The organism is Nocardia spongicola (assembly GCF_047200775.1).
GTDB lineage: Bacteria > Actinomycetota > Actinomycetes > Mycobacteriales > Mycobacteriaceae > Nocardia.
Genome location: NZ_JBJZOO010000002.1, coordinates 179,988 through 204,759, shown reverse-complemented (window position 1 = coordinate 204,759; position 24,772 = coordinate 179,988). Strand labels below are relative to the sequence as shown.

Sequence of the window (24,772 nt, the reverse complement as noted above, 5' to 3'; positions counted from 1 at the left end):
AGCAACGCTGAGCGTGGTCGACTCAATACTGCCCCGGGTAGCACTGTGAGTCAACCCGAACTTGAGTCTATTACGCTCAATGTTGTTATCCGGCTCAACGCGCGACTGCGACGATTAATTCCCGAAAGCCCGCGAATCTGCCGCACCGGCCGCCTGACGGTCGTTCACATCGCCGACCATGTCGTCATCGAACACCGAAACGCGGCTACTACCCGTACTACCAGGACGACGACCCACCCCGGTGCGGGCCTACCACGATGACGCGGACATGAGCACGGTCCACGCGCATCAGGTGCCGACGAAACACCAGGTCGAGGGCAGAAAATCCCCGCTACGGACATTGCCGGGGAGTAAGGTGAGGGCGGGCCGGGCCATCTGTGCGCGATCGAACCCGAGGAGTCATCATGCGGGCAGCAGTCGTCACCGCGGGAGAGTTCGAGGTCACCGAACTACCCACACCGCTTCCCGGTTCCGGTCAGGTGCTGATCGAGGTCACCCGCTGCGGTATCTGTGGCTCGGACCTGCACGCGCGCACACATGCCGATGAGATGGCCGATCTGGCCCTGGCCACCGGCTACGAACACTTCATGCGCCGGGACCAGAGCGTGGTACTCGGACATGAATTCAGTGGCACCGTCGTCGAGTACGGACCGGACTGCCATAAGCGGTGGAAAACAGGCACCCCGGTGGTGGCTCTGCCGATAGTCCGACAGCGGAAACAACCGCAGCTGGTCGGGCTGTCGAGTGCGGCGCCAGGCGGCTACGCCGAACATGTGGTGGTCCAGGAATCGATGACCATGCCGATACCCAACGGATTAGCCGGTGCGCACGCCGCGTTGACCGAGCCGATGGCGGTGGCCTGGCACGCCGTGCGCATGGGCCGGGTCGGCAAGAAACGGCCCGCTTTCGTCATCGGCTGCGGGCCGATCGGCCTCGGAGTGATCAGCATGTTGCGAGCTGCGGGCGTGCGCACCATCGTGGCCAGCGATTCCTCGCTGCACCGACGGGATCTCGCGGCCGCATGCGGCGCCGATATCGTGGTCGACCCGGCGATCACATCGCCATGGGACGCCGTGCAGGACAAGGGGCGGCCGCACAGCCTCACCAGTATCCTCGACCTGGGTTTCGACGCCATGGAACGGCTGCGGCGACTTCCGCACCTACCGTGGTGGTACTTCTTCCGGCTGATGCGCGAGATGAACGCGGGACCGGCCGGGCCAGTGATCTTCGAATGCGTCGGCGTGCCGGGAATCATCGACCAGATCATCACGGCGGCGCCGCCGCTATCGCGCGTGGTCGTGGTCGGAGTGTGCATGGAAACCGACCATTTCCATCCCGCCATGGCGATCAATAAGGAGATCGAACTCCGCTTCGCGCTGGGTTACGACCCCGGTGAGTTCCGGGATACCTTGCATATGCTCGCCGAAGGAAAGATCGATCCGGCCCCGTTGATCACCGGAACCGTCGGGCTGGATGGCGTGGCGAACGCCTTCACCATCCTCGCCAACCCGCAGTGGCATGCCAAAATCCTGGTCGACCCGCACAGCTCGGCCATAACACCGCTCTGAGTGGCAACACCTAGAGCGCCAAGGCGTCACGGTGCGGCCGCGAGGACCTCATCGGCGATTTTCTCATCCAACGTCACCCGCACCAACGCCGCGGCGAGTTCCGCGGTGTGGTGATCCGGCGCGAGATCCGACAGCCGGTCGGGATCCTCCGGTAGCTGTACGCGTCTGGCGCCACGCAAGGCGCGTTCGTCGAAGTGCGGCCGGACCCACGTCCAGATGTCCTGGACTTCACGCAAGAAGATATCGCTTCCCGTGGGCCCGATACCTTGGAAATCCTGCAGCAAAGCGGCAGCACGCTTCGGGTCGTTACCCGCCTTCTCCGCCAGTTCACGCAGATCACCGTGATATCGGTCGAGCAAACGCGCGGCATTGGCACCGAGCCTGGTCGCGGCGCTCTCGTCGTATCGACGATAATTCGCTCGGTCGAGCGCATCCACCAACTCCTGCCAGTCCGCGTCGACGACCCGGTGCGGTGTGCGGTACCCATTGCCGATCAGCTCCCGCGTGGCCGATACCGCGATCTCGGCAGCGATCCGGGTGCTGAGCAGCTGAGCGAGCATGAGCAGCTGGAACAGTGGAGCCGGTTGGTCATCGAGCGTGATACCCGCTTCCTCTGCGTATCCGGTGCCAGCGCGGACCAGCAATTCGTGTACGACATCCTCGTAACTCATCATCTCCTCCTCTCGCTGCCGACCGCATACCCGCGGATAAGACGGCTACACCACTCGCCGCCCCTGCCGCGGAATGCATTCCATACCAGAACGCCTATCGCCTGCCGGAACGGGTCGATTCCATGCTCCCCGCCGGGTACACAGCAGTGGTACCAAAGAAATAAAGAATCTCATCCATCCCCTACCGAGAAGTAACGGTTGACGTCCAGCAACCGAAAGAACCATTGCAATGACGCAACCACGGCGCGCCGTGCGCTACCGCGGATCGCACCGTAGGAAAACCGGACCGGACAGCTTTCCGAACGGGGTTCTCGAATGAAACAGCGTCTGGCGCCGGGCAACACTGTCCGCGCGTTGAATTCAGCCGCCACAGCAGCCACAGACCATAGCGACTACCACAACAGCACAGCCGATGACGTCGATCTATGCGCATATCCACGCACTGTGTCGCCGTCGTGGGGCGTACCGCACCCGACCGACCCCAGCACGGGCGGCATCGGCTGCACCACATATAGGAATCCCATCGGAGTACTTCTCCGCACGAGTCACCGAACACGCGGAGCGGCTCGACGTGTCCGGGACGAAACACCGACGTCGCCAGTATGTAATTCAAATACACCGAGGATGCGCTATGTTCTGGCAAATACCCTGTTCGTCTCGGATTACGACCCATTCGGCCCAGCGATGAAACGCGAATCAACGGCTTCGTACGAATGCTATAGAAAAGCGAAAAAGGAGCTTTCCATAAATACTGCGACGGTTGTGTCGGCACAGCTCGATCTCACGGATCGAAGTGCCCGCACTACGCGGCCGATCCGCGGTGTGCGGGAAGACCGGCCGCGCGGATCGCTGCCGAGTTCGACCGACCCGCGCCACGGCCCCACACACCGGGCCCGCCGCGATAACGGCACCCCCCGGTACGCCGCCGACGGCGTACCAGGACCACTCGGAGGAAACTCCGATGCCTGAGGCCGCGTTCGACACCCTCCCTTGTGCGCGGGATATCTTCCGCGACCTGGATTCCGTGGACAAGCAGCCGGTCATCTATCTGATCAGAGGCCGTTCGCAAACCGGTAAATCGACACTCCTGGCGGAGATCCGAGCTCGGCTGCGGGCCCGCGGTGTAACGGTACAGGACGACACCGCCGTGATGCGGCGCCTGCACAACGGCGCGCATCCGGCACTCCAGGCCGCGAGCACGACCGCCGTCGGCGGATCCAGCGTGGCCACCAGCACCGCCAAGCCCGCCCTCGTCATCGACAACACTCACCTACTCAGCCCGTTCGATCTGGAATATCTCTGCGCCGCTATCACCACAGAAACCAGAACGGTGATCCTCGCCATGCAGCCACGCCCGCATGACCCGCGGCTACGGCGGCTCACCGACGCGATCAACCGGCGCGGTCGCATCATCGACCTGCGTCCGCTCGGTGTCGCCGATATGGCGCCGTTCGCCAGGGAGCTCGGCCTGATGGTGCCGCGCCGGATCGCCCAGCACATCCACGCGCAGACCGCCGGAATCCGCGGCGGTGTGGTCACCGCGCTGTCCGCCGCCTGCTCGGCACGTCTGAATGCCGGCGTCACCGCCGTCGATACCGCCGTAACCACGTGGGCGCGGGGACTGCTCGACGACCTGGAACCCGATCTGATGGCAACTCTCGTGGTCGCCACCACCGGAACCGGGCTGGACTCCGGGGAACTCAGTGAGGTGCTCGGGGTGGAACCCACCACTGCCCAGGAACTCATCGACCGGGCCAGGGCCAGTGCGCTGGTGACCGATGCCGACCTGCTGCTCGCGCCCGCCGTCGCTCCGCTGCGTACGCTGCTCGGCGAACGCAAATTCGTCGCGATCGAGCGCAAGCTGCTCAGCACCAGGCTGGAAGCCGGCCTACTGCGCGATCACACTGCCTTGCAACTCGCCGAGTCCGGTGTCCGGGATCCACGCCTGGCCGGGTTCCTCATCACTGCCGCGGAGAAAGCAGGTTGCGATGCGGGCGGCTACTACGCCGCCGCCGCGGCCGCGGGCGCTGAGCTCGATCCGATCGCGCTGCGCTGGGCCGAAGCAGCCGCACGCACCGGCGACGGCGATACAGCTATGCGACTGGCCGAGCCGATGTTGGCCCGTCCGGGCAGCACCGGCGCCGAGCTCGCGACCGCCGTACGGATCTGCGCTACCGTGCTGACCCGCCGTGGCCTGGTCGGTCGCGCGGCGCAGCTGTATACCTGGCTGGGCGCGAACCGGGCAGGCCCGGATTGGGCGATCGGCGCCATTGTGCTGTACCTGGCTGGCGATCCGGCCGGTGCCGAACAGATGTCCGCATCAGCGGCGCAGTGGCCACCCACCGAAGCGAACGCGCGCGCCGGACTGATCGCCACCACCCTCGCCGACACCATCGGGTCCGGCGCAAGCGCTGCTACGGCGCTGCCCGCACTGAGACAAGCAGCGCACCCGGAGGCGGATGCCGACCTTTTCCTCCCATGCCTCGCGGTAACGATCGCTACGGTGATCGCGCTCAGCGGCAGCGAGCCGCAACATGCCGCGGAGGTACTCTGCCGAGCAAGCGCGAGCGGACTGAACCACCCACACCTCGAGGTACTCACCGCATGGACAGCGATGTTGCGCGGTGACGAGCGCACCGCCGCGGACACGATAGCCACGCTGAACCATGACGAACTGGATGTACGCGCTCGACTGCTCGCGCACGGTATAGCGGTCGGTCTCGCCCGGCGCAGTGGCGATCACATCGCCCTGGCGCGCGCATGGCAGACGGCGTATCCGATGTTCGATGGCGTACAGGCCGATCTGCTGGCGTTACTGCCGATCGGCGAACTGTGGCTGGCTGGGATCCGGATGCGTGATGAACGCCGGATCGCTCCGTTGGTCGACGCCGGGCTCGCCCTGCTCCGCCGTATGAGCGAGCCACCGATCTGGTCCAATACTTTCCACTGGTACGGCGTACAGGCCGCGATCGCACATCGAAGCCCCGAGGAACTGTTACCGCACGCGCGGGCATTGCAGACCGCGGCCGAAACCGGTGACCGGCACGCGACCGTACTCGCCGACGCGAGCCGTACCTGGATGCTCGTACTACGCGGTCAGACCGAAACCGCACCGGTCGGTGCGACCGTCACCGGCCTCGCCGGGATCGGCATGAGCTGGGACGGAGCCAGGCTGGCCACCGAAGCCGCGCATGCTGTGCCCGGTACCCCGATGGCCGATGAGCTGCTCGAACTCGCCCGCACGATCCGCGCCGACGCGCGTCCCCAGGACCCGCGGCCGCAACCGGCCGGAGCCGCGGCACACACCGATGACGAAACCGCCCCCGCACCCGCGACCAAGCCCGCACCCGCGATTCTCAGCGAACGCGAACACGAAGTAGCCGAACTCGTCCTGCTCGGGCTCACCTACCGAGAGATCGGCGCGCGCCTGTACATTTCCGCCAAGACTGTCGAACATCACGTTGCTCGCATCCGACGCCGAGTCGGCGCCCGCTCCCGTTCGGAGCTATTGTCGATGCTCCGCGCCATGGGACACAACTCGCTGTTGGTGTGACCGAGGCGCGCTTCCGTCAGCGGGAACGCCGAAGCGAGGTATTGAGGATGGCCACTGGGGTCGGCCTGCGTATCGCCGAGGACGAGTGCACAGCAGTCCTCGTCACCGACGGCGACGAGGAACCGCGATACATCGTCCGTGAACCGACCCTGCATATGTCCGATGACGGCGATACCGAACTGGGTGGTCCCGCGCCCGCCGGGTACTCCCATTCGATCACCGGATTCGTATCCGCGGTCGGCGACCCCGCTGGCATCTCGGTCGACGACGGTGCGGCGTATCGCGCCGAGGACCTCGTCGCGACCGCGCTGTTCTGCCTGATCGACCTGGCCTCCGAACATCTCTGCGGTCCGGCCGAGTTCTATGCGGCGTATCCGGCGGACTGGCCTGCCGAGCAGGTGCGTTCGTTGCGTGAGGCACTGGACTATCTCGGCCTGCGCTCGGTGCTGCTGGTCAGCGAGAGCGAACTGCCGAGCAGCGAAACCGGTGCGCAGGACAGCTCGCTGGCCCATGACGCGGCCCGTGCGGCACTGGCGGCTGTGCTGGCCACCCCCGCGGGAGCTACCCCGCCCGACCCGGCGACCGCGGAGAACGCGGCGGTGGACACCATCGTCATTCCGTCCGTGCCAACCCCCGATGCGCAACCGCAGGCATACTCGGCGGCCCTCCCGATGGCTGAACCGATCGCGGCCGCCGCACCGGCTTCCGCTGAGGAGAGCGGGCCGCGCGCCATTCCCGAGAAAAGATCGCGACCGACGTCGCTCCTGGTAGTCGCGGCCGCGCTGCTCGGTCTGATGCTCGGAGGCACCGTCATGGCGCTGTTGTTCCGGGACAACGACAAGACACCGGTGTCACCGCCGCCCGACGCCAAATCCGAGCACATGTCGGCGGTGAATCCGCCACCACCTCCGCTTCCGATCATGTCGTCTATCGCTCCGACCAGCGAGGAACCGGTGCCGACCACGGTGCCCCCCGAGAACCCGCAGCCGCAGACACCACCACCACCGCCGCCGGTGAGCACGACAATCGTGTTGCCCACCAGCACGACAACGGTGTCACCGACCAGTACGAAAACCAGCACGACGACGGTGCCACCGAGCGGCACGACCACCCTGCCGACAACTGGCACGACAACCCCACAGGCAACCAGCACGACACCCGTGCCACCGACCACAACTCAGCAGCCGACAACCAAGGTCACCACGACCACGCCACGCCCATTCCCGCAACTGCCGAACATTCCACCTATTCCATCCCAGGGGTGGCAACACCCTGGATCCAGTAGTTGGTAGCGTCCTTTCGGAGTTTTTGGCTTAAAGTGTTGCGCTGACCGTACTGTTCGGATGAACTTCCACAGCGGTCTGTCGCTGGACGAAGACTGTGAGCCAATGAATTCTGCTCATGGCCACGGATTTAGCTGGCACCTGTGTGCCGACGAAGGGACTTCATGCGCAAGTTGGTGGCGCGCCGCGCCGCGGTCAAAGCTGTTGCTATCGCTTCGACCGTTCTCCTGGCTCCTTTGTCCGGCACGACAACCGCTTCGGCAGCACCCGATGCCCCCGGACAACTCAGCGTGGACGAGCTACCGCCGGAACTGGTGCAGGCGATCGCCCGTGACCTGAAGATGACCCCAACGGAATACCTGGACCGCGCCGCGCGCGCACAGCAGTTACACGACTACTCGCGTGAGTTCCGCGCGGAACGACCGGATTCCTATGCCGGCGCCTGGCTCGGCCCCGACGGCAAGCCGGTCATCGCGGTCACCTCGCTGGACGCCGCCAAGATCGCCGCGGCCGACGGTTATCAGACCCAGCTGGCCCCGGTATCCGCGGATAGCCTGGAAAACACGCTGGTACAGCTGAACCGGTGGATCACCGGTCTGCCGCGCGAGATTTCGCAAGCGATCAACTCGGTGGCCATCGACTTCCTCAACAGCAAGCTGATACTCAACGTCGCCAACACTCCCGCGGGACACCTGCTCAACCTGCCCACCCTGCTCGCGAACATCACCGTCATACTGTCGCCGGATAACGGGGGGCCGATCGAGCACCGGCCGATGGGTGGTGACACCTACATCAGCGCCCCCGGTTCGCTGAAAGACGAGTCGCTGCGCGCCGTCGATGTCTGCTCGTTCGGGTTCAACAGCATCGACGCGGCAGGGAACGCACTGAACATCAGTGCGGGCCACTGTGATCCGAACCTGAACGAAGCCGATCAGACGGCGGGCGTCTACATGCCGGATGCCGGGAACATTCCCGCCAGCCCGGAACTCGGCACCTTCGTGCGGGCCTCACTCGGCGGCCCATCCGCGCTGGATTACTCGGTGATCAAGCTGAACGAGCGCGCGGTGCGGGCAGGTATGGACCAGCCCTCGGTGCGCGGCTCCGGCGGCACCACACTGTCGATCACCGGCACCGCCGACCCGATCACCGGCGCCCCGGTCTGCAAATCGGGCCAGTCGTCCACCTTCACCTGTGGTTTCGTCCTGGCCGATCGGGTGGAGACCCAGCTCTACACCGCCGAGGGCGAGGCCGAGACCGTACGTGGATTCGCCAGTTCGGCGTGCACGCTCGGCGGCGACAGTGGTGGCGCGATCGTATCCGGCACGCTGGCACTCGGCATCACCAGCGGATCCAATTCCGCGGACGCGCCGAATTGCGATGAGGCCAATGTCGCCCTCGCGCAGTATGGCGGCACCGCATCCCTCGGCATTCCGATTCGTCCGATCCTGGCCGATATCGATGCCAACTCCGGTGGCGGGATCGGCAGCGGCATCAGGGTACGCACCGTGCCGAATGCAGGCTGAACGTTTCTCCACGAGGCACCCGGGCCCATCAGTCCGACCGACCGACTATCGGGCGAACTGATGGGTGGGCATACCGTACAGAACCCCATATAGTCTGGTAATGCTCCTGCCACGTATAGGTCCGCTCCGATCAGCTTTACGAAAGACCGGAATCCGACGAGCACTGATTGCCGCCTCGGCGGCAATCCTGCTGTCCGGCCCGACCACGGCAGTAGCGACAGCCGCACCCGACCAGACCCCCGGCATGCCCGCCGAGCTGGTCGCCGCGCTGGCCCGCGATCTGAAGATCTCGCCGGCGGAGTACCTGCGCCGCGCCGAGCTCGCCCAAGAGGTGGCCGCGTTCGCCACCACAGCGCAGCGCCGGTATCCGGCCGTATTCGCCGGTTCCTGGCTCGACCAGGCGGGTAAGCCGGTTATCGCGATAGCCGATGGCCCCCGTGCGGACGAGGCGGAGCAAGCCGCGAAATCGGCCGGTTTCGGAGTCGAGAACGTCGCCAAAAGCGAGGCTGTGCTGCGCGGCGAGAAAAGCGCGTTCGAGCGCTGGCTGGAGGACCAACCCGAAGCAGTGCGCGCGCAGGTACGCGGCGCCGTGGTCGATACCGTGAACAACACCATCGCGGTACGTGTGGACCAAGCGGGCCTGCCCATGCCCAGCTTCATCGATCCGGCACGGGTGCTGGTGACAGCCCCACCGGTGGCGGGCGAGAAAACCACCCTGCAAGCCGGTGAGATCGCCGGGGCACAGGGCGCCCTCGCCGGAGGCGACGGCTACGCGTCGATTTCTGGAGACGAGTCGCTGCGCTGCTCGCTCGGTTTCAATGGCATCGACCGTAACGGCGATACAGTGAACATCACCGCGGGTCATTGCAACCCGGATATTCCATCGGCGGGCAGTACCGAAGCCGCGGCCATCTACGAGCTGCACGGCAACGATCCCGGCGCGCGCCTCGGCGTATTCCAGAAATCGGTGCTCGGCGCGCAGGACTACTCGATTGTGCGTATCGATGACCAGGCCGAGAGCCGCTTCGCCAATAACGCCGTCCGGGTTCCTGGTGCGGGCGCGATCGCGATCGAGGGCGTAGCCATCCCGGTTATCGGAGCGCCGGTATGCAAATCCGGCACACGCACCGGTTTCAGTTGCGGCGTGATCAACGCTGTCGACCAGACTGTGCAGGTAGGTGAGCGGCAGCTCACACAGAGCTTCTCGGCCAATATCTGCGCCCTGCCCGGTGACAGCGGTGGTCCGGTGGTAACCGGCAGGCTGGCACTCGGCATCTCCAGCGCGTCGACGGTAGCGCAGTATCCGGTGTGCGCGATCCCGAACCTGCTCGGTGTCCTCACCGGTGACGTGCCGCAACTGTTCGTACAGCCGGTGCATGTCGTGCTCTCCGATAACCCGGGGCTGCGCGTACGCACCAGCTGACCGCAGGACACCGGAGGAGCAGGCAGCGGGGGCCCGCTGCCTGCTCCTCCTTTCCGCTGCCCTTATCCGGCCCAGCGGGGAGAACACCGGGTAGGCAGTCTGTCCGGTCTGTCCGGTCCGGCATTCTGGACTACATGTGTCTGATGTTGATCGGCTGGCGCGCGCATCCGGAATACCGGCTGATCGTCGCCGCCAACCGGGACGAGTTCTATACCCGGCCGACCGAGCCCATGCGCTGGTGGCCGGAAGTACCCGATCTGCTCGCCGGGCGGGATACCGGCGCCGCGGGCCGGGCAGCGAACGAATCTCCCGGTACCTGGCTAGGGCTCATCGCCGAGCCTGCAGGCAACAGTCGCTTCGCGGCGGTCACGAATGTGCGCAACCCCAGCGGCCAGCGCCTCGATGCCCGTTCCCGCGGGGCACTGCTGCTGGATTTCCTACGCGGGACCGCGGACCACCACCCGGTGGGCGAACTGCCCAGCCCGGAGAAATATGTACTCGATATCGCCACCGCACCCGATGAGTACAACGGCTACAACCTGGTGGTCTCCGATCTGCGGACACTGTGGTGGCATTCCAACCGCGGCACCGCGGAGCCAAGGGAACTGGCTCCTGGCTTCCACGGCGTCTCCAACGACGCATTCGTCGCTTCCGCGGGGATAACCGAGGCGGAACCAGAACTGGGCGCACCACAGCCCGTCTGGCCCAAAGTACGGACAGGTGTGGCCGAGCTACGGGCGGTAGTGCAGACCGAGCCCAGTGCGATCGATCGCTATTTCGCGGTACTCGCCGATCGCACCGTGGCTCCGGACGAGTCGCTACCGCGGACCGGGGTACCGCTGGAGCTGGAACGGGCGCTGTCGGCCAGATTCATCGCGGACGCGGTACACGGCACCAGGGCATGCACCGTATTGCTCGTACGCGAGAACGGGACCTTCGATATGGTCGAACGCTCCTTCGGCGAACAGGGCCGGGAACTGGGCGAGGTCGCTGTGCGCGGCCGGCTGGATCTTCCCCGATAGACGGCTGGCGGCCCGCGTTCCGAGGAACACGGGCCGCCAGGAATCGAACGTATTACGTCCGGCCGGATGAGTTACTTATCCGCCCACTGTGTGGTGCCTTCCGGCGCCTGCAGCGTGTTGAGCAGATCGATACCCGCCACCACCAGCGTGGGGCCACCGGCCGCAATGGTGCCGAGGATGCCGCCGACACCAGCGCCTGTCAGCACGCCCGGGATGCAGACAGGGAGAGTGACGACACAACCGACCGCGGCGCCGACAGCGGTGCCGACGAAACCACCGATCGCGGTAGCCAGTCCGAACTGGCTGGAGAAGTTGTTCTGCGCGCGCTGGTTCTCCATCGGCGAGGCGATCGGGTCCGCGACGACATTGACCGAGCGAACCGTTTCGTCTGTGGACGCGACGCCCTGTTCCGGGGTCAGCTTCAATACGGCGTCGTCATCGGAAACCACGGCCTTCACCGGCACGGTGATCTCGCCGAGCTGGAAGGCGATCGGCAAGGCCATCACCGTCTCCCCGGCCGCATCCTTGACCTTGTAGATGTCGTTTTCCTCGACGTCCTCGGAGGATTTCGCCAGTTCGAACGTCCCTCCCTTGAGCGTCGTCACGACGGTCTGGTCCACCAGTTTGACCGAGTACCTGATGTCCTGCCCGGATGTGGAGACCGGCTCGGCGTGCGCGGTCCCGAGGCCGATCGTCATCGCACCGATCACCATCGCGGACGCCGCGGCGATTCTGCGGAGTTTCATTCAGTTTCCAATCCGTTCCGTGGTCACACCGTTGTCACCAGCCGGTCTTCAGCACGCGAGAGCCTTCTGCATCGAATCCGGTATCGACCACGGACCCTCCCCGAGCAGTGTGAAGACAGGCACAGTTAAGAGAATGCTGTGAGTGTAATCGGACACTACGACTTAAAGCGACATCCTTTACCGACCGGGAGAACTAAGCCAATCCTTACCAATAGGGCAGAACACCTTGGCGTTTACGGTGATAGTCAGCCGAGTTCGAATCAGCCGCCGCACTGTTATGACATTCATCACAGACGGATATCGAGTCGACCTCGGGCGCATATAAAGCCCCGGCACAGTGAAAAACCGATGATGGACAGTCTTGTTACCGGCGGGTAACTTACTGCCAGTTAGGATACGAGCCAACCGAGGCGGTGCTATGGCCGCCTTCGCTCGTGTTGCCTCGAAAGAAAGGTCGCAACATGAATGCCCTGACCGTGACGCTGGGCACGATTGGAGCGGTGCTCAGCCTTGTGTGTTGGGCGTCGTTCTTCGGCGGCGTGTCCCGAGTCGTCCGTACCGTCATGATCGGCCAGTCGGCTCCTGATCGTTGGCGTCCGTTCCTCCCCCGCTTCAAGACCATGCTGGTGGAGTTCATCGCACACACGCGAATGGTCAAGTTCCGCACCGTGGGCTGGGCGCACTGGATCTTCATGATCGGTTTTCTCGGTGGCTTCATGCTGTGGTTCGAGGCGTACGGTCAGACTTTCGATCCCGAATTCCATTGGCCGATCATCGGTGATACGGCTGTATACCATCTGTGGGACGAAGTTCTCGGTATCGGAACGGTTATCGGCATTCTGACGCTGATCACCATCCGTCAGCTGAATCACCCGCGCGTGCCGGAGCGGTTGTCACGCTTCAGCGGTTCGAACTTCACCGCCGCGTACTTCATCGAGGCTGTCGGTCTGCTCGAGGGTCTGGGCATGATCTTCGTCAAGGCCGGCAAGATCGCGACCTACGGCCACGCCAATCCGGCGACCGACTTCTTCACCATGCGGGTGGCCGAGCTGCTGCCCGCGAGCCCGACCATGGTGTCGATCTTCGCGTTCATCAAGCTGATGTCGGGTATGGCGTTCCTGTGGTACCTGGGCCGCAATGTCACCTGGGGTGTTATCACCCACCGGTTCTCCGCGTTCCCGAATATCTATTTCAAGCGTGAAGACGACGGCGATGTCGCCCTCGGCGCCGCCAAGCCGATGATGTCCAAGGGCCGCGCTCTTGACATGGAGAACGTCGATCCCGATACCGACACGCTTGGCGCGGGCCGGATCGAGGACTTCTCCTGGAAGGGCTGGCTGGACTTCACCACCTGCACCGAATGCGGTCGCTGCCAGTCGCAGTGTCCGGCCTGGAATACCGGTAAGCCGCTCTCGCCCAAGCTGCTGATCATGTCGCTGCGTGATCACGGCTATGCCAAGGCGCCCTATCTGCTGGCCGGTGGCCGCAAGGACATCGGTGGCGACGAGGTCGGCCTGGTCGACGCCGAGGGCAACCCGGACGAGGCCCGGCTGGCCAAGATCTCGGCGCAGGCCAAAGCGGAGGCCGAGCGTCCGCTGGTCGGCGGCGAGGATGTCAGCGGCATCATCGACCCCGAGGTGTTGTGGAGCTGCACCACCTGCGGCGCGTGCGTGGAGCAGTGCCCTGTCGATATCGAGCACGTCGACCACATCATCGATATGCGCCGCTACCAGGTGCTGATCGAATCGGACTTCCCGTCCGAGCTCGCTGGTCTGTTCAAGAACCTGGAGAACAAGGGCAATCCGTGGGGGCAGAACTCCAAGGACCGGTTGAACTGGATCAACGAGCTGGACTTCCAGATCCCGGTCTTCGGCAGGGAAGCGGATTCCTTCGACGGGTACGAGTACCTGTTCTGGGTCGGTTGCGCGGGTGCGTACGAGGACCGGGCGAAGAAGACCACCAAGGCGGTCGCGGAGCTGCTGGCCACCGCGGGCGTGAAATTCATGGTGCTCGGCGCGGAGGAGACCTGCACGGGTGACTCGGCGCGGCGCGCGGGTAACGAGTTCCTGTTCCAGCAGCTGGCCCAGCAGAACATCGAACTGCTGGACTCGGTGTTCGAAGGTGTCGAGCAGTCCAAGAAGAAGATCGTCGTCACCTGTGCGCACTGCTTCAACGCGTTGAACAACGAGTACCCGCAAGTGGGCGGTAACTACGAGGTGGTGCACCACACCCAGCTGCTCAACCGCCTTGTGCGGTCCAAGCAGCTGATCCCGGTGGCCTCGGTAACGCAGAACGTCACCTACCACGACCCCTGCTATCTGGGTCGGCACAACAAGGTCTACAACGCGCCGCGTGAGCTGATGGCCGCCTCCGGCTCGAATCTGGTCGAGATGCCACGGCATGGGGAACGGTCCATGTGCTGTGGCGCGGGCGGTGCGCGGATGTGGATGGAAGAGCAGCTGGGCAAGCGCATCAACATCGACCGGGTGGACGAGGGATTGAGCACCCTCGCCGCGCCTTCGGGCGGCTCCGCACCGGGGAAGATCGCGACCGGATGCCCGTTCTGCCGGGTGATGCTCAACGATGGCGTCACTGCTCGCCAAGAGAAGGGTGAGGGCGAAGGCGTCGAGGTGGTGGACGTCGCGCAGCTGATGCTCGATGCCATCGATCGCGTCGAGCCTGCCGAACTGACCGAGAAGCTCACCGTGATCCAGGAGCCGAAGGCGCCGGAAACCGAACCCGAGCCGGAACCGGAACCTGCCCCGGCTGCCGCGGCCCCCGCGCCCGCCACCAAGGCCGCGCCGACCGGTGGCGGCCTCGCGATGAAGGGCCCGGCCAAAGCACCCGGCGGACTCGGTATGAAAGGCGCTGCCAAGGCACCCGGCGCCAAAGCACCCGCAGCCCCCGCCGCCGAATCCACCCCGGCAGCCGAAACACCGGCGGCACCGCCGGTCAAGGGCCTGGCCATGAAGGGCCCGGCCAAGGCACCCGGCGGGCTCGGTATGAAAGGCGGAGCCAAGGCACCCGGCGCCAAGGCACCCGCAGCCCCCGCCGCCGAATCCACCCCGGCGACCGAGGCACCGGCGGCACCGCCGGTCAAGGGCCTCGGTATGAAGGGCGGAGCCAAGGCACCGGGACTCGCGATGAAGGGTGCGGCCAAGGCGCCGGGTAGCAAGGCGCCAACCACCGAGGCACCCGCGGCTGAGGTGTCCGCCGAAGCGGCGCCTGCCGCCGAGACAGCGGCTGCGCCGACCGAGACCAAGCCGACAGTTCCCGCCAAGGGCCTGGCGATGAAGTCCGGCTTCAAGCGCCCCGGCCCCAAGGCTCCCGGTGCCGCGGCCCCGGCTCCCACCGAGCCCGCCGCGACGGACGAAGTCCCCGCCGCGGAACCGACCGAGCCAGAAAAGTCCGGCAACGGCACAGGCGGTAACGGTGCGTCCGATATCGCACCGCCCACCGCCAAGCCGGGTGGTCTCGGCTTCAAATCCGGCGCCAAGGCGCCGGGACGGAAGAACTGAGCACGGCATCCGATAAGCGAGCCGCCCGATAGATGAGCAGAGCCCGGGTTCCCGCACAGGGGCCCGGGCTCTGCTCATCTCAGTGCACGTCCCGCAGTGCGGTGATCCTGCCGCCGGAAATCCCGCGCACAGCTCGGCACCACCACGGCATCGTCCGTGTACCCGCGACGGCTAGCAATCCTCGAAGAACGCTTTGACGAACCCTGCTGACTGATAGGCGTAATCGTAGGCCCAGCGGGCGACGGAGAGGTCGGGCCGGTGCTCGGCGAACAGCAGCTCTCCGTCCCAGCACTTCCCCAGGATGTATCGGGCTCTGGCGACATGTGGCGTGAAGGTGACCACAATCACCCGGCGCCACTCGTCGGCCCACGCGAGCCGAGCGAGGGCACGGCCCTCACCGCGGGTGGTGCGTGGGGCTGGATCGAAGCAGAGCACCTCGAAGCTGTAGCCGCCGTGGCAGATGCGATTCATCATGGCGCTGTCGGTGTAGGGGTTGGAGAACACCACCCGTGGTGCGTAACCCGCACGAGCCAAACGCAGACCGAGTTGTTCCCGCCCGTCATGGGCGCCACCCAGAACGAGGATGGCATCCGCGGGGGCGGGCGGGTCGGTACGCGGGCGCACATAGACCGGCCACAGCGCGACCACGGCGATAACGACCGACAGCGCGGTGCCGAGCAGAGTCCAGACCCACCGACGACATCGCACCACGCCGATGCTAGCCGGGCGCCATTCCGCTCCGCCCAGGTCACAGGGACGAGAAGAACGATGTCGTCGCATGTACATCTGCCGTTGCCCGAGCCCTTGCCTCTGTGACGTGGCGTGGCCACCGGCGGGACTTACCAATCGATCATGCGATGCACAGTCTTCGGAACCGGGTATCTCGGAGCTACGCACGCGGCGTGCATGGCCGAACTAGGACACCAGGTCATCGGGGTGGATGTGGACCCTGGCAAAGTCGCGAAATTGTCCGATGGGGTGGTGCCGTTCTACGAACCAGGCCTGGAAGATGTGTTGCGCCGCAACCTCGACGCGGGACGACTACGGTTCACCACCTCGTATGCCGAGGCGGCCGCGCACGCGGAGGTGCATTTCCTCGGCGTCGGCACCCCGCAGAAGAAAGGCGAGTACGCCGCCGACCTGAAATACGTGCACGCCGTGGTCGATACGCTGGCTCCGATGCTGGAGCGCCCCTCGGTGATCATCGGTAAGTCGACGGTTCCGGTCGGCACGGCAGCCGCACTCGGCACTCGTGCCCGCGCGCTGAGCTCGACCGACGTCGAGGTGGCGTGGAACCCGGAATTCCTGCGCGAGGGCTTCGCGGTGAAAGACACCTTGCGCCCGGATCGGCTGGTCCTCGGTGTCGATCGGGAACGTGGTGCCGCGGGATGGATCGAGGAGCTGGTCCGGGAGCTCTACACCGAACTGATCGCCGCCGAGGTCCCGTTCCTGCTGACCGATCTTGCCACCGCCGAATTGGTCAAGGTCTCGGCAAACGCCTTTCTGGCCGTGAAGATCTCGTTCATCAACGCGGTGTCCGAGGTGTGTGAGACGACCGGCGCCGATGTGACCATGCTTGCCGACGCCCTCGGTTATGACGTGCGGATCGGCCGCCGATTCCTCAATGCCGGACTCGGTTTCGGCGGTGGCTGTCTGCCGAAGGATATTCGCGCGTTCATGGCCAGAGCGGGTGAACTCGGCGCCGACCACACTGTGGCCCTGCTGCGTGAGGTGGACAACATCAATATGCGCCGCCGCGCCAAGGTAGTGGATATGGCTGCCCGCGCCTGCGGCGGCACGCTGCTCGGTGCCAATGTCGCCGTACTCGGTGCGGCATTCAAACCGGAATCCGACGATGTCCGCGATTCGCCCGCATTGAATGTGGCGGGCATGATCCAGCTGCACGGCGCCGTGGTGACCGTGTACGACCCCAAGGCACTGGAGAACTCGCGCCGAGTGTTCCCGACCCTGAATTACGCGACCTCCATCGTCGAGGCGTGTGAGCGAGCCGATGTGGTGCTTGTCCTCACCGAATGGGGCGAGTTCGCCACTCTGTGCCCCCAGGATCTGGACCGGGTGGTGCGCACCCGCTCGATCATCGACGGACGGAATTGTCTCGATCGCGCCACGTGGCGAGCAGCGGGATGGGTATACGCGGGACTCGGCACACCGTAAACTCGCGGTACGAGGCGGACTACGACCGGACGAATGATCAGTCCTGCCTCGAGCACAGCTGATCGCCGACGGTAGGGTCCGTCCAGCGGGCCGATACCGGCAAATACGGCGGGCTCGCATGTCGTGACGTATGAAACGAGATGGACAGCTGATGAGTTCGGTACTGGGAGTTTCGGTGGGAGCGAGCGCCGTTCGTATGGCGCGACCACACGCCGGCGACCCCAACGGGCAGGTCGCTACGAATTCTTTCGATCTGCAGACCATCCCGGTCGTCGACCGGAACGTGGCGGAACTGACAGCCGAAGCTATCGGGGTCGTCTTGGAGACCGCGCCGGATATCGACGCCATCGCGATCGGCCACCGTGGTGAGCAGCACGCGCACGCGATTCGCGCGGCTATGGCACGTCAGCAGCTGACCAATTACGAGTTGATCCCGGAAATATCGGCGGTACTGGAATTCGCCCAGGCCACAGGCGATATCCGCGGTGTATCCTCGCTGGTCGTCTACGATCTCGGCAGCTCAGGCCTTTCGGTGAGTGTGGTCGATACCCATACCCGTGAGGTTCACTACAGTGAACGCACCAGTGATATCAGCGGCGATTATCTCGATTCACTGATCCGTGAGCAGCAGATCGCATCCGGCCGGATCGCACCGCCACCGGACGCCGCAGGCTTGGCCGCGCTCGACGCCCTGTGCCGGTCGGCCAAAGAACAGCTGAGCAGCAATACCGCAGTGGCACTGCCAAGCGAACAAGGGCTGGTGCTGCTGGCACAGGAGAACTTCGAAGCGCTGCTGATGCTGGCCATCGAGTCATCGGCGCGGATGACCCGTGACGTGATCGTGCGCTCCGACCGCCCGGTGCACGGAGTGCTCGCCATCGGCGGTTGCGCGCGCATTCCTTTGGTCGCGGGCGTACTCGAACGCTGGATGGGCGTGCCTGTCATCGTGCCGGACAGCCCGGAGAGCGTCGTCGCCCGCGGTGCCGCGCTCTTGGCCAGACCGAACCACACGGAGACCGCCGCCCCGCAACCGGTACTCGACAACGACCTATCGCCCGCGTGGTTGTCCGCACCGGCCCGGCGAGGCAAGCGGCAGATCAGCGGTGCGGTACTGACGGTCGGTGCGCTGGCCGCGATCTCCGCGATCGGGCTCGGCCTCAGCTACGGACCGGAGGTTCTGGAAAGTGATTCGCATACGAGCGAGGGAGCACCGCCCTCGCTATCACCGACCAGCGCACCGCCGGCCACCAGCCTCGAACCACCGACCGTGGTAGTGCCGACCACCACTGAATCGCTGTTACAGGCATCGGCTGTCGCACCACGGCCGTACCGGCCGGAGCCGACCAGCGAGGCGCCACCGGCGCCAGGTCCGAACACCATTGTGGTACCAGGCCTTCCGCCGATCGTGGTGCCTACCCTTCCACCAGGAATTTTCCCTTTGCCGCCGCCCCGCTGACCTGGAGCGGGCCGAATCAGACCCTGGCGTGTCTGGCGGGACGCGGCTGCGGCGGTGCAGTGAGCTTCTCCCCACCGAACGGGCGAGCAAGCAATACCGCGATACCGGTGGTCAACGGTACCGAAAGCGCCAGCGCGATACCGCCGACCGCCGAACGGGCGATCTCGATCGCCACCGCATCCCCGACCAGCACATCGCGAATCGACCGCCCGGCGACGCTGAACAGCAACAACAGCGGCAATGCCCCACCGGCATAGGCGAGCACCAGAGTGTAGACAGTGCTGGCGATATGGTCTCGCCCCACCCGCATAGCGGCGGTGAAAACCGCGCGACGCGAGGCCGTTTCATCGATGGCGGCCAGCTCGAACACGGCCGATGCCTGGGTGATCGTGACGTCGTTGAGCACACCGAGGGAACCGATGATGAACCCGGCCAGCAACAGCCCGGTGATACTGACGTGCTGAATATAGGTGGCGACGGCGGTGTTCTGTTCCTCCGAAAGTCCGGTCAGACTGGTCAGCTCGATCGAAAGCCAGGACAACCCCGCGGCGAGCAGCATCGCGGTCAGCGTGCCGAGCAATGCGGAACTGGTGCGCAGGTTCACCCCGTGCGCCAGATACAGCACCGCGTACAGGATCAAAGCGCCTGCGACCAACGCGACCGGTATCGCTGGTTTGCCGTCCAGCAAAGCAGGCAGCAGAAACATGACGAGCACAGCGAAAGCGAATACCAACCCGAGCAACGCGCGCACCCCGCGCCACCGAGCCACCACGATGATCACCAGCACAAAAGCCAGGCCGATCAGGGTCAGCGGCAGTCCACGCGCATAGTCCTCGAAGGAGTACAGCGGCACTCCGTTCGGATCGGTCTGCCGTACCAGCCGGATCTCGTCGCCAACGCGCAGATCGGGTTGTCCTGGGCTCGGCGAGATTTCGAATAGGGTGCGGGTGCCCTCATGCGGTCCCGACTCGATAGCGATCAGACTGCGCTGGCACGAGTAGGCGTTGGTGCGCGGTGCCTCTGGCTGGTCGACGAACACCCTGCCTTGGGAGGGACTGCCACAGGGGCCGATGTCCTGCCGCAGTACGGTGCCCGCTTCGGTCTGCACCGCACCACCGCCCGCGTTCTGCATCGGCAGTGGGATATCGACGTGCTGTTCACTAGGCCACAGCACGGTAGCGCCGAGCAGGACGATGCCACCGATCGCGACGAGCAACCCGATGACCACACGTGCCGCAGTCGTCCCGATCGCGATCGGTCCCGAGTGATCGTGGTGATGATGGCCGCCCACCGCGCTCCCTAACCTCCGAGGTGCTCTACCGGAGCGAGCTTAAAGGATTTCATTTTCATAAGCGGCGCAACACCCACACCGGATACCAGAGGTGGCGCGGCCCGAGCCGAGTGGAATTCGGGAAGGGGGCGGCGGAGAGCAGGGGGATGTCTCCGCCGCCCGCGGGTAGGCGGCCCAGGGGGGTAGGCGGCCTAACCCGGGGCCGGATGTGCCCAGGGGGGGTAGGCAATCCGGCCGGGCACTCTAGGTGCCGAGGACTACTGTACACAAAAGTACTTCTTTTGCGCTAGGCGGTCGCGAAATTCGGCATCTATCCGTACGGACGGTCTGTTTATGAGCTCGAACCGGGGCATGTACGCCATCCATCACCGCTCCCCATCACTGCCGGTAGCTGGAGAGGAAGTTGCCGAAGCGCTCGATCGCGACCGCGAGATCCCGTGCCCAGGGCAGCGTCACGATCCGGAGGTGATCGTGGTCGGGCCAGTTGAAACCGGTGCCCTGCACCATCAAGATCTTCTCCTGCAGCAGCAGATCCAGGATCAGCTTCGAATCGTCGTGGATCTCGTAGACATCCGGATCCAGCTTGGGGAACGCGTACAGCGCGCCCTTCGGCTTCACACAGGACACCCCGGGAATCATGTTCAGCCGCTCCCAGGCGACATCACGCTGTTCGAGCAGCCTGCCACCGGGCAGGATCAGATCCTCGATACTCTGATGCCCACCGAGCGCGACCTGGATCGCATGCTGCGCGGGAACATTCGGACACAGCCTGGACGAGGCGAGCAGGTCGATGCCTTCCAGGAAACCGGCAGCATGCTCCTTGGGGCCGGTGATCGCCAACCATCCCGACCGGTATCCCGCGACCCGATAGGCCTTGGACAACCCGTTGAACGTCAGGCACAACAGGTCGGGTGCCATGGTCGCCATCGAGACGTGCTTGGCGTCGTCGTAGAGAATCTTGTCGTAGATCTCGTCGGCGAGCAGCAACAGCTGATGTTTGCGCGCGAGATCGGCCAGCTGCTGGAGCACCTCGGCGGAGTACACCGCGCCGGTCGGATTGTTCGGGTTGATCACCAACAGCGCCTTGGTCTTGTCGGTGATCTTCGATTCGATATCGGCGATGTCCGGCTGCCAGCCATTGGTCTCATCGCACAGATAGTGCACCGGAGTGCCACCCGCGAGACTGGTCATGGCCGTCCAGAGCGGGTAGTCCGGTGCGGGAATCAGCACCTCGTCACCATTGTTCAGCAGCGCCTGCATAGTGATGGTGATCAGCTCGGAGACGCCGTTGCCGAGATAGACATCGTCGACGTCGAGTTCGGGGAAGCCTGGCACCAGCTCGTAGCGGGTCACAATCGCGCGCCTGGCCGACAGGATGCCCTTGGACTCGGAATAGCCCTGGGCGTACGGGAGCGCCGCGATGATGTCACGCATGATCACATCCGGGGCCTCGAACCCGAAGGGCGCGGGGTTACCGATATTGAGCTTGAGGATGCGGTGGCCCTCAGCCTCCAACCGTGCCGCATGCGCGTGTACCGGTCCACGGATCTCGTAGACGACATTCTGCAGCTTCGTGGACTGCTCCAGAACACGCGGGGGACGATGCGGATGCTGACTAGGACTCACCCGTCCCATGGTGCCATCCGGCGCAAACGGTTAAACCACCTGGCCGAAGCCCGCACCCAGCAGCCCGTCACCGTGTGCGCCCAGCCGGTGAGGGCGCCACGGGCCGGATCGCGATGCGGTGATCCGGCTCACGCCGAATTGCCCGGAGAGATACCTCCGGCCGCCGTGGAGCCGCAGAACTCCTCGATCCGCTCATCCAATCGCCGCGCCTCCACCGCATGCCGGAAGGCCGGGGCCGCGATCCGTCTGCGGATACCGCCCAGCCGCTCCCCCAGTTGCGCGATGCGCCTGTCCTCATCGAGACCGAACACCGGATCCAGCGCTTCGGCCGCACCGTCCACACTGCCGTCGATCAAGTGCGCGGCGGCACAGTCCACCCTGGCCAGAGCTTCCGCACCATAGGAGCGTTGTTCGGCCGGACCGTTCGAATACAACTCGATAGTCCGCCGAGTAGCGGCGAGAGCCGACTCGGCCGCACCCAAGTGGATACAGGTCGCGCCCGCGTAATAGCTGGCTTTGGCGTCGTTGAATCCGAAGACCCCGCCCACCTCGTCGTGCACAGTGTCGGTCACGGTAGTCGAGCGGGCCGCGGCGGCAGCCCGAAGACATCGGCTGGTGTCCGCCGTGCTGCCCAAAGCAGACCAGATCCGCGCCTCGATAGTGTGCAATCGCACAGCAGCGGTCGCGGACTCGGCGAAATCCTGCCCGCTCTGCACGAGCTGCACCGCTCGGCGCGGACGCTGCGACCAGTATTCGATCAGCGCGTGCATACCGCGGGTCCAGGCACGAAGACCGTTGTGCCCGCACAGTTCCGCATAGGCCCAGGCGGCCCTGGCCTGTTCGCCCGCGGCGTCGTATTGACCGAGATCGGTGCTCGCATTGGCGAGCAGCCCGGAGAGCATACCTGCCAGCAGATACAGATGGCTGGTATCAGCGGGCCGCTGCTGTCCCTCCAGCAACCGATACACCCGACGTCGCACCCGCAGCATCTCCACCATCATCGGAATCGGCGGAATACGCACATAATCGTTCGCGATACGCATGACATCGGCGTCGAGCTGTTCCAAAGTAGCCGAACCGATATTCGTGCTCTCGGCCTTGCCTGCATGCTCACTGGCCTCATGGGCAGCCGCCATGATCAGATCCCTCTCCGAAATCGCTGCTATAGCAACACCTCTCAGCGCACCAGTGGCTACGAGGGCCAATAGATCCGCATCGCCCGAATACTGGACACGCACCGAGGTGTCTGCGCGCCCATCGGATCCAGGCACACCGACCGAAGCGATCACAGGCTGATCGATCAGCGCGGCGAACCTCGCCCGCACCACCTCGTCGGACCTGTCCAAAGACGTATCCAGGGCAGCTTGGTTGATCGGTCGCGGATGGACCCGGACGCCCCCGGCCTCCCATTTGGACACCAGGCGTTCGTGCACTCCCAGATGGGCGGCGAATTCCCTGATGCTCATCCGCTTGGCATCGCGAAGGGCCCGGACTTCTCTACCTGACCAATGCCTGATCACGATGTCATCCCTTCCGAACGAACTTCCTCCCAGAGTACGAGCGGTTTGTGAGCAGGGCCACAGGTGAAAGATGGTCTCTATCAATGGCGGTGGAAGGGCAGCAAAAGGCTGGCATACGGACAACACCGAAATATGCCGAGGACTGGGATCATTGAGCAGAAGACAAGGAGTTCGCCGCATATGTCAAGAAACTCGGGACCACCGACGGCCGGGTCACACTCTCTCGGCACGGGCTCGGACAACCCGTCATCGAGCGCGCCGGATTCGCCGCGCTTCCCGATATCCGATACGTCACAGTGTTCCCGCACCGAGCCGAACAGCCCGCGGATCCCGTCCTAGCGATACTCGATCGGCTGAATATCGAACTGCCCGCACTGGGCAGTGCTGTAATGACACCGACTGGCCACGGCAGCCGGTCCGGAAAGGGTGCTTCTGGACCAAACGCCGAGCCGCGGTGACACGCTCCCACCGCCATCGGTCACCTGCGCCATGGCACGCATGGTGGGAGCAGGCGACGGGGGCTGATCACCTCCGCGAGCAGTTCCCGTCGCCACCCCAAGGCCCCCGCTCGGGCAACCGACCCGGTTGACACTCAGCGTGTCTCGGCAGCCCCAAGGGCTGCTTCCGGGATCGGAAAGTTGAGGTAGGACCGCGAAGGAGTCGGTCCGCGCTGGCCCTGGTACTTCGAACCCACCGCGGCGCTGCCATAGGGATGCTCGGCAGGACTGGACAACCTGATCAGACAGAGCTGGCCGATTTTCATGCCTGGCCACAATGTGATCGGCAGATTCGCCACATTGGACAGTTCCAATGTGATGTGCCCACTGAAGCCGGGATCAACAAAGCCCGCAGTCGAGTGGGTCAGCAGACCGAGCCTGCCCAGGCTCGACTTTCCCTCCAACCGACCGGCCAAATCGTCCGGCAATGTACACAACTCCAAGGTGGAGCCGAGCACGAACTCACCGGGATGCAGGACGAACGGCTCGCCCGCTTCCGGCTCGACCAGACTGGTCAGCTCATCCTGTTGCCGCGCGGGATCGATATGGGTGTACCGGGTGTTGTTGAATACCCGGAACATCCGGTCCAGGCGCACATCGATACTCGACGGCTGGATCAGATTGTCCAGCAGCGGATCGACACCCAGACGCCCAGCGGCGATCTCCGCACGGATGTCACGATCGGAAAGCAGCACGCCGACGAGCCTAGCGCCCGCATGTCACGGCAGTTCAGCCGCACAGCGCTCAGTCGAGCACGATCCCCTCGCTATCGACCGGAGCGCATCGACCAGAGCTACCGGACCGGCGAGATGAACTCACACTCGGTTTGCCAGAAAGTTGACAGCAACCTGTCCAACCAGCCACCCCTGGAGCGCTTGCTAACATTTCTCCATGAAAATC

The 24,772-nt window shown here is 64.8% G+C and carries 16 protein-coding genes; 9 read left to right on the top strand and 7 right to left on the bottom strand.

Going from position 1 to position 24,772, the window contains the following annotated elements; all coding sequences use genetic code 11:
- The first annotated feature begins 404 nt into the window (after positions 1–404).
- Positions 405–1,568 (top strand): zinc-binding dehydrogenase, encoded by a 1,164-nt coding sequence (locus tag ACL02S_RS05975; RefSeq protein ID WP_412801284.1) that lies wholly within the window; start codon positions 405–407, stop codon positions 1,566–1,568.
- A gap of 26 nt (positions 1,569–1,594) precedes the next feature.
- Here ACL02S_RS05975 and ACL02S_RS05970 read toward each other — a convergent pair whose 3' ends face one another.
- Positions 1,595–2,239 (bottom strand): endonuclease, encoded by a 645-nt coding sequence (locus ACL02S_RS05970; RefSeq protein WP_412801283.1) that lies wholly within the window; start codon positions 2,237–2,239, stop codon positions 1,595–1,597.
- A 961-nt stretch (positions 2,240–3,200) separates the two neighbouring features.
- Between ACL02S_RS05970 and ACL02S_RS05965 the strand changes: the two genes are divergently transcribed.
- From ACL02S_RS05965 to ACL02S_RS05945, 5 genes are all read left to right on the top strand, one after another.
- Complete coding sequence (locus tag ACL02S_RS05965; protein ID WP_412801282.1) at positions 3,201–5,792, top strand: LuxR C-terminal-related transcriptional regulator; 2,592 nt, start codon at positions 3,201–3,203, stop codon at positions 5,790–5,792.
- A 47-nt stretch (positions 5,793–5,839) separates the two neighbouring features.
- Positions 5,840–7,084, top strand: a complete 1,245-nt coding sequence (locus ACL02S_RS05960) for a hypothetical protein (RefSeq protein WP_412801281.1) — start codon at positions 5,840–5,842, stop codon at positions 7,082–7,084.
- A gap of 155 nt (positions 7,085–7,239) precedes the next feature.
- Complete coding sequence (locus tag ACL02S_RS05955; protein ID WP_412801280.1) at positions 7,240–8,598, top strand: S1 family peptidase; 1,359 nt, start codon at positions 7,240–7,242, stop codon at positions 8,596–8,598.
- Between the two features lie 100 nt (positions 8,599–8,698).
- On the top strand, positions 8,699–10,021 hold the full coding sequence (locus ACL02S_RS05950; protein WP_412801279.1) for a S1 family peptidase: 1,323 nt from the start codon (positions 8,699–8,701) through the stop codon (positions 10,019–10,021).
- Positions 10,022–10,155: 134 nt separating this feature from the next.
- Complete coding sequence (locus ACL02S_RS05945) at positions 10,156–11,043, top strand: NRDE family protein (RefSeq protein WP_412801278.1); 888 nt, start codon at positions 10,156–10,158, stop codon at positions 11,041–11,043.
- A gap of 71 nt (positions 11,044–11,114) precedes the next feature.
- On the opposite strand, the gene ACL02S_RS05940 is transcribed toward ACL02S_RS05945, so the two are convergent.
- Positions 11,115–11,789: a DUF8020 domain-containing protein gene (locus tag ACL02S_RS05940; protein ID WP_412801277.1), complete on the bottom strand. Its 675-nt coding sequence runs from the start codon at positions 11,787–11,789 to the stop codon at positions 11,115–11,117.
- 461 nt (positions 11,790–12,250) lie between these two features.
- Here ACL02S_RS05940 and ACL02S_RS05935 point away from each other — a divergent pair, with 461 nt between their 5' ends.
- Complete coding sequence (locus ACL02S_RS05935; RefSeq protein WP_412801276.1) at positions 12,251–15,307, top strand: (Fe-S)-binding protein; 3,057 nt, start codon at positions 12,251–12,253, stop codon at positions 15,305–15,307.
- Between the two features lie 171 nt (positions 15,308–15,478).
- On the opposite strand, the gene ACL02S_RS05930 is transcribed toward ACL02S_RS05935, so the two are convergent.
- A complete protein-coding gene (locus ACL02S_RS05930) occupies positions 15,479–16,015 on the bottom strand; it encodes a YdcF family protein (RefSeq protein WP_412801275.1) in 537 nt (178 codons plus the stop codon).
- A gap of 144 nt (positions 16,016–16,159) precedes the next feature.
- On the opposite strand from ACL02S_RS05930, the gene ACL02S_RS05925 reads away from it, so the two are divergent.
- Both ACL02S_RS05925 and ACL02S_RS05920 read left to right on the top strand, forming a co-directional pair.
- Positions 16,160–17,482 (top strand): UDP-glucose dehydrogenase family protein, encoded by a 1,323-nt coding sequence (locus ACL02S_RS05925; protein WP_412801274.1) that lies wholly within the window; start codon positions 16,160–16,162, stop codon positions 17,480–17,482.
- Between the two features lie 151 nt (positions 17,483–17,633).
- Complete coding sequence (locus tag ACL02S_RS05920; RefSeq protein ID WP_412801273.1) at positions 17,634–18,938, top strand: DUF7159 family protein; 1,305 nt, start codon at positions 17,634–17,636, stop codon at positions 18,936–18,938.
- Positions 18,939–18,954: 16 nt separating this feature from the next.
- Here ACL02S_RS05920 and ACL02S_RS05915 read toward each other — a convergent pair whose 3' ends face one another.
- From ACL02S_RS05915 to dcd, 4 genes are all read right to left on the bottom strand, one after another.
- Complete coding sequence (locus ACL02S_RS05915; RefSeq protein ID WP_412801272.1) at positions 18,955–20,229, bottom strand: YibE/F family protein; 1,275 nt, start codon at positions 20,227–20,229, stop codon at positions 18,955–18,957.
- 378 nt (positions 20,230–20,607) lie between these two features.
- Positions 20,608–21,864, bottom strand: a complete 1,257-nt coding sequence (locus tag ACL02S_RS05910) for a pyridoxal phosphate-dependent aminotransferase (RefSeq protein ID WP_412801271.1) — start codon at positions 21,862–21,864, stop codon at positions 20,608–20,610.
- Positions 21,865–21,983: 119 nt separating this feature from the next.
- Positions 21,984–23,375: a helix-turn-helix domain-containing protein gene (locus tag ACL02S_RS05905; RefSeq protein WP_412801270.1), complete on the bottom strand. Its 1,392-nt coding sequence runs from the start codon at positions 23,373–23,375 to the stop codon at positions 21,984–21,986.
- A gap of 592 nt (positions 23,376–23,967) precedes the next feature.
- Positions 23,968–24,567, bottom strand: a complete 600-nt coding sequence (gene dcd / locus ACL02S_RS05900) for a dCTP deaminase (RefSeq protein ID WP_412801269.1) — start codon at positions 24,565–24,567, stop codon at positions 23,968–23,970.
- Positions 24,568–24,772 lie beyond the last annotated feature (205 nt).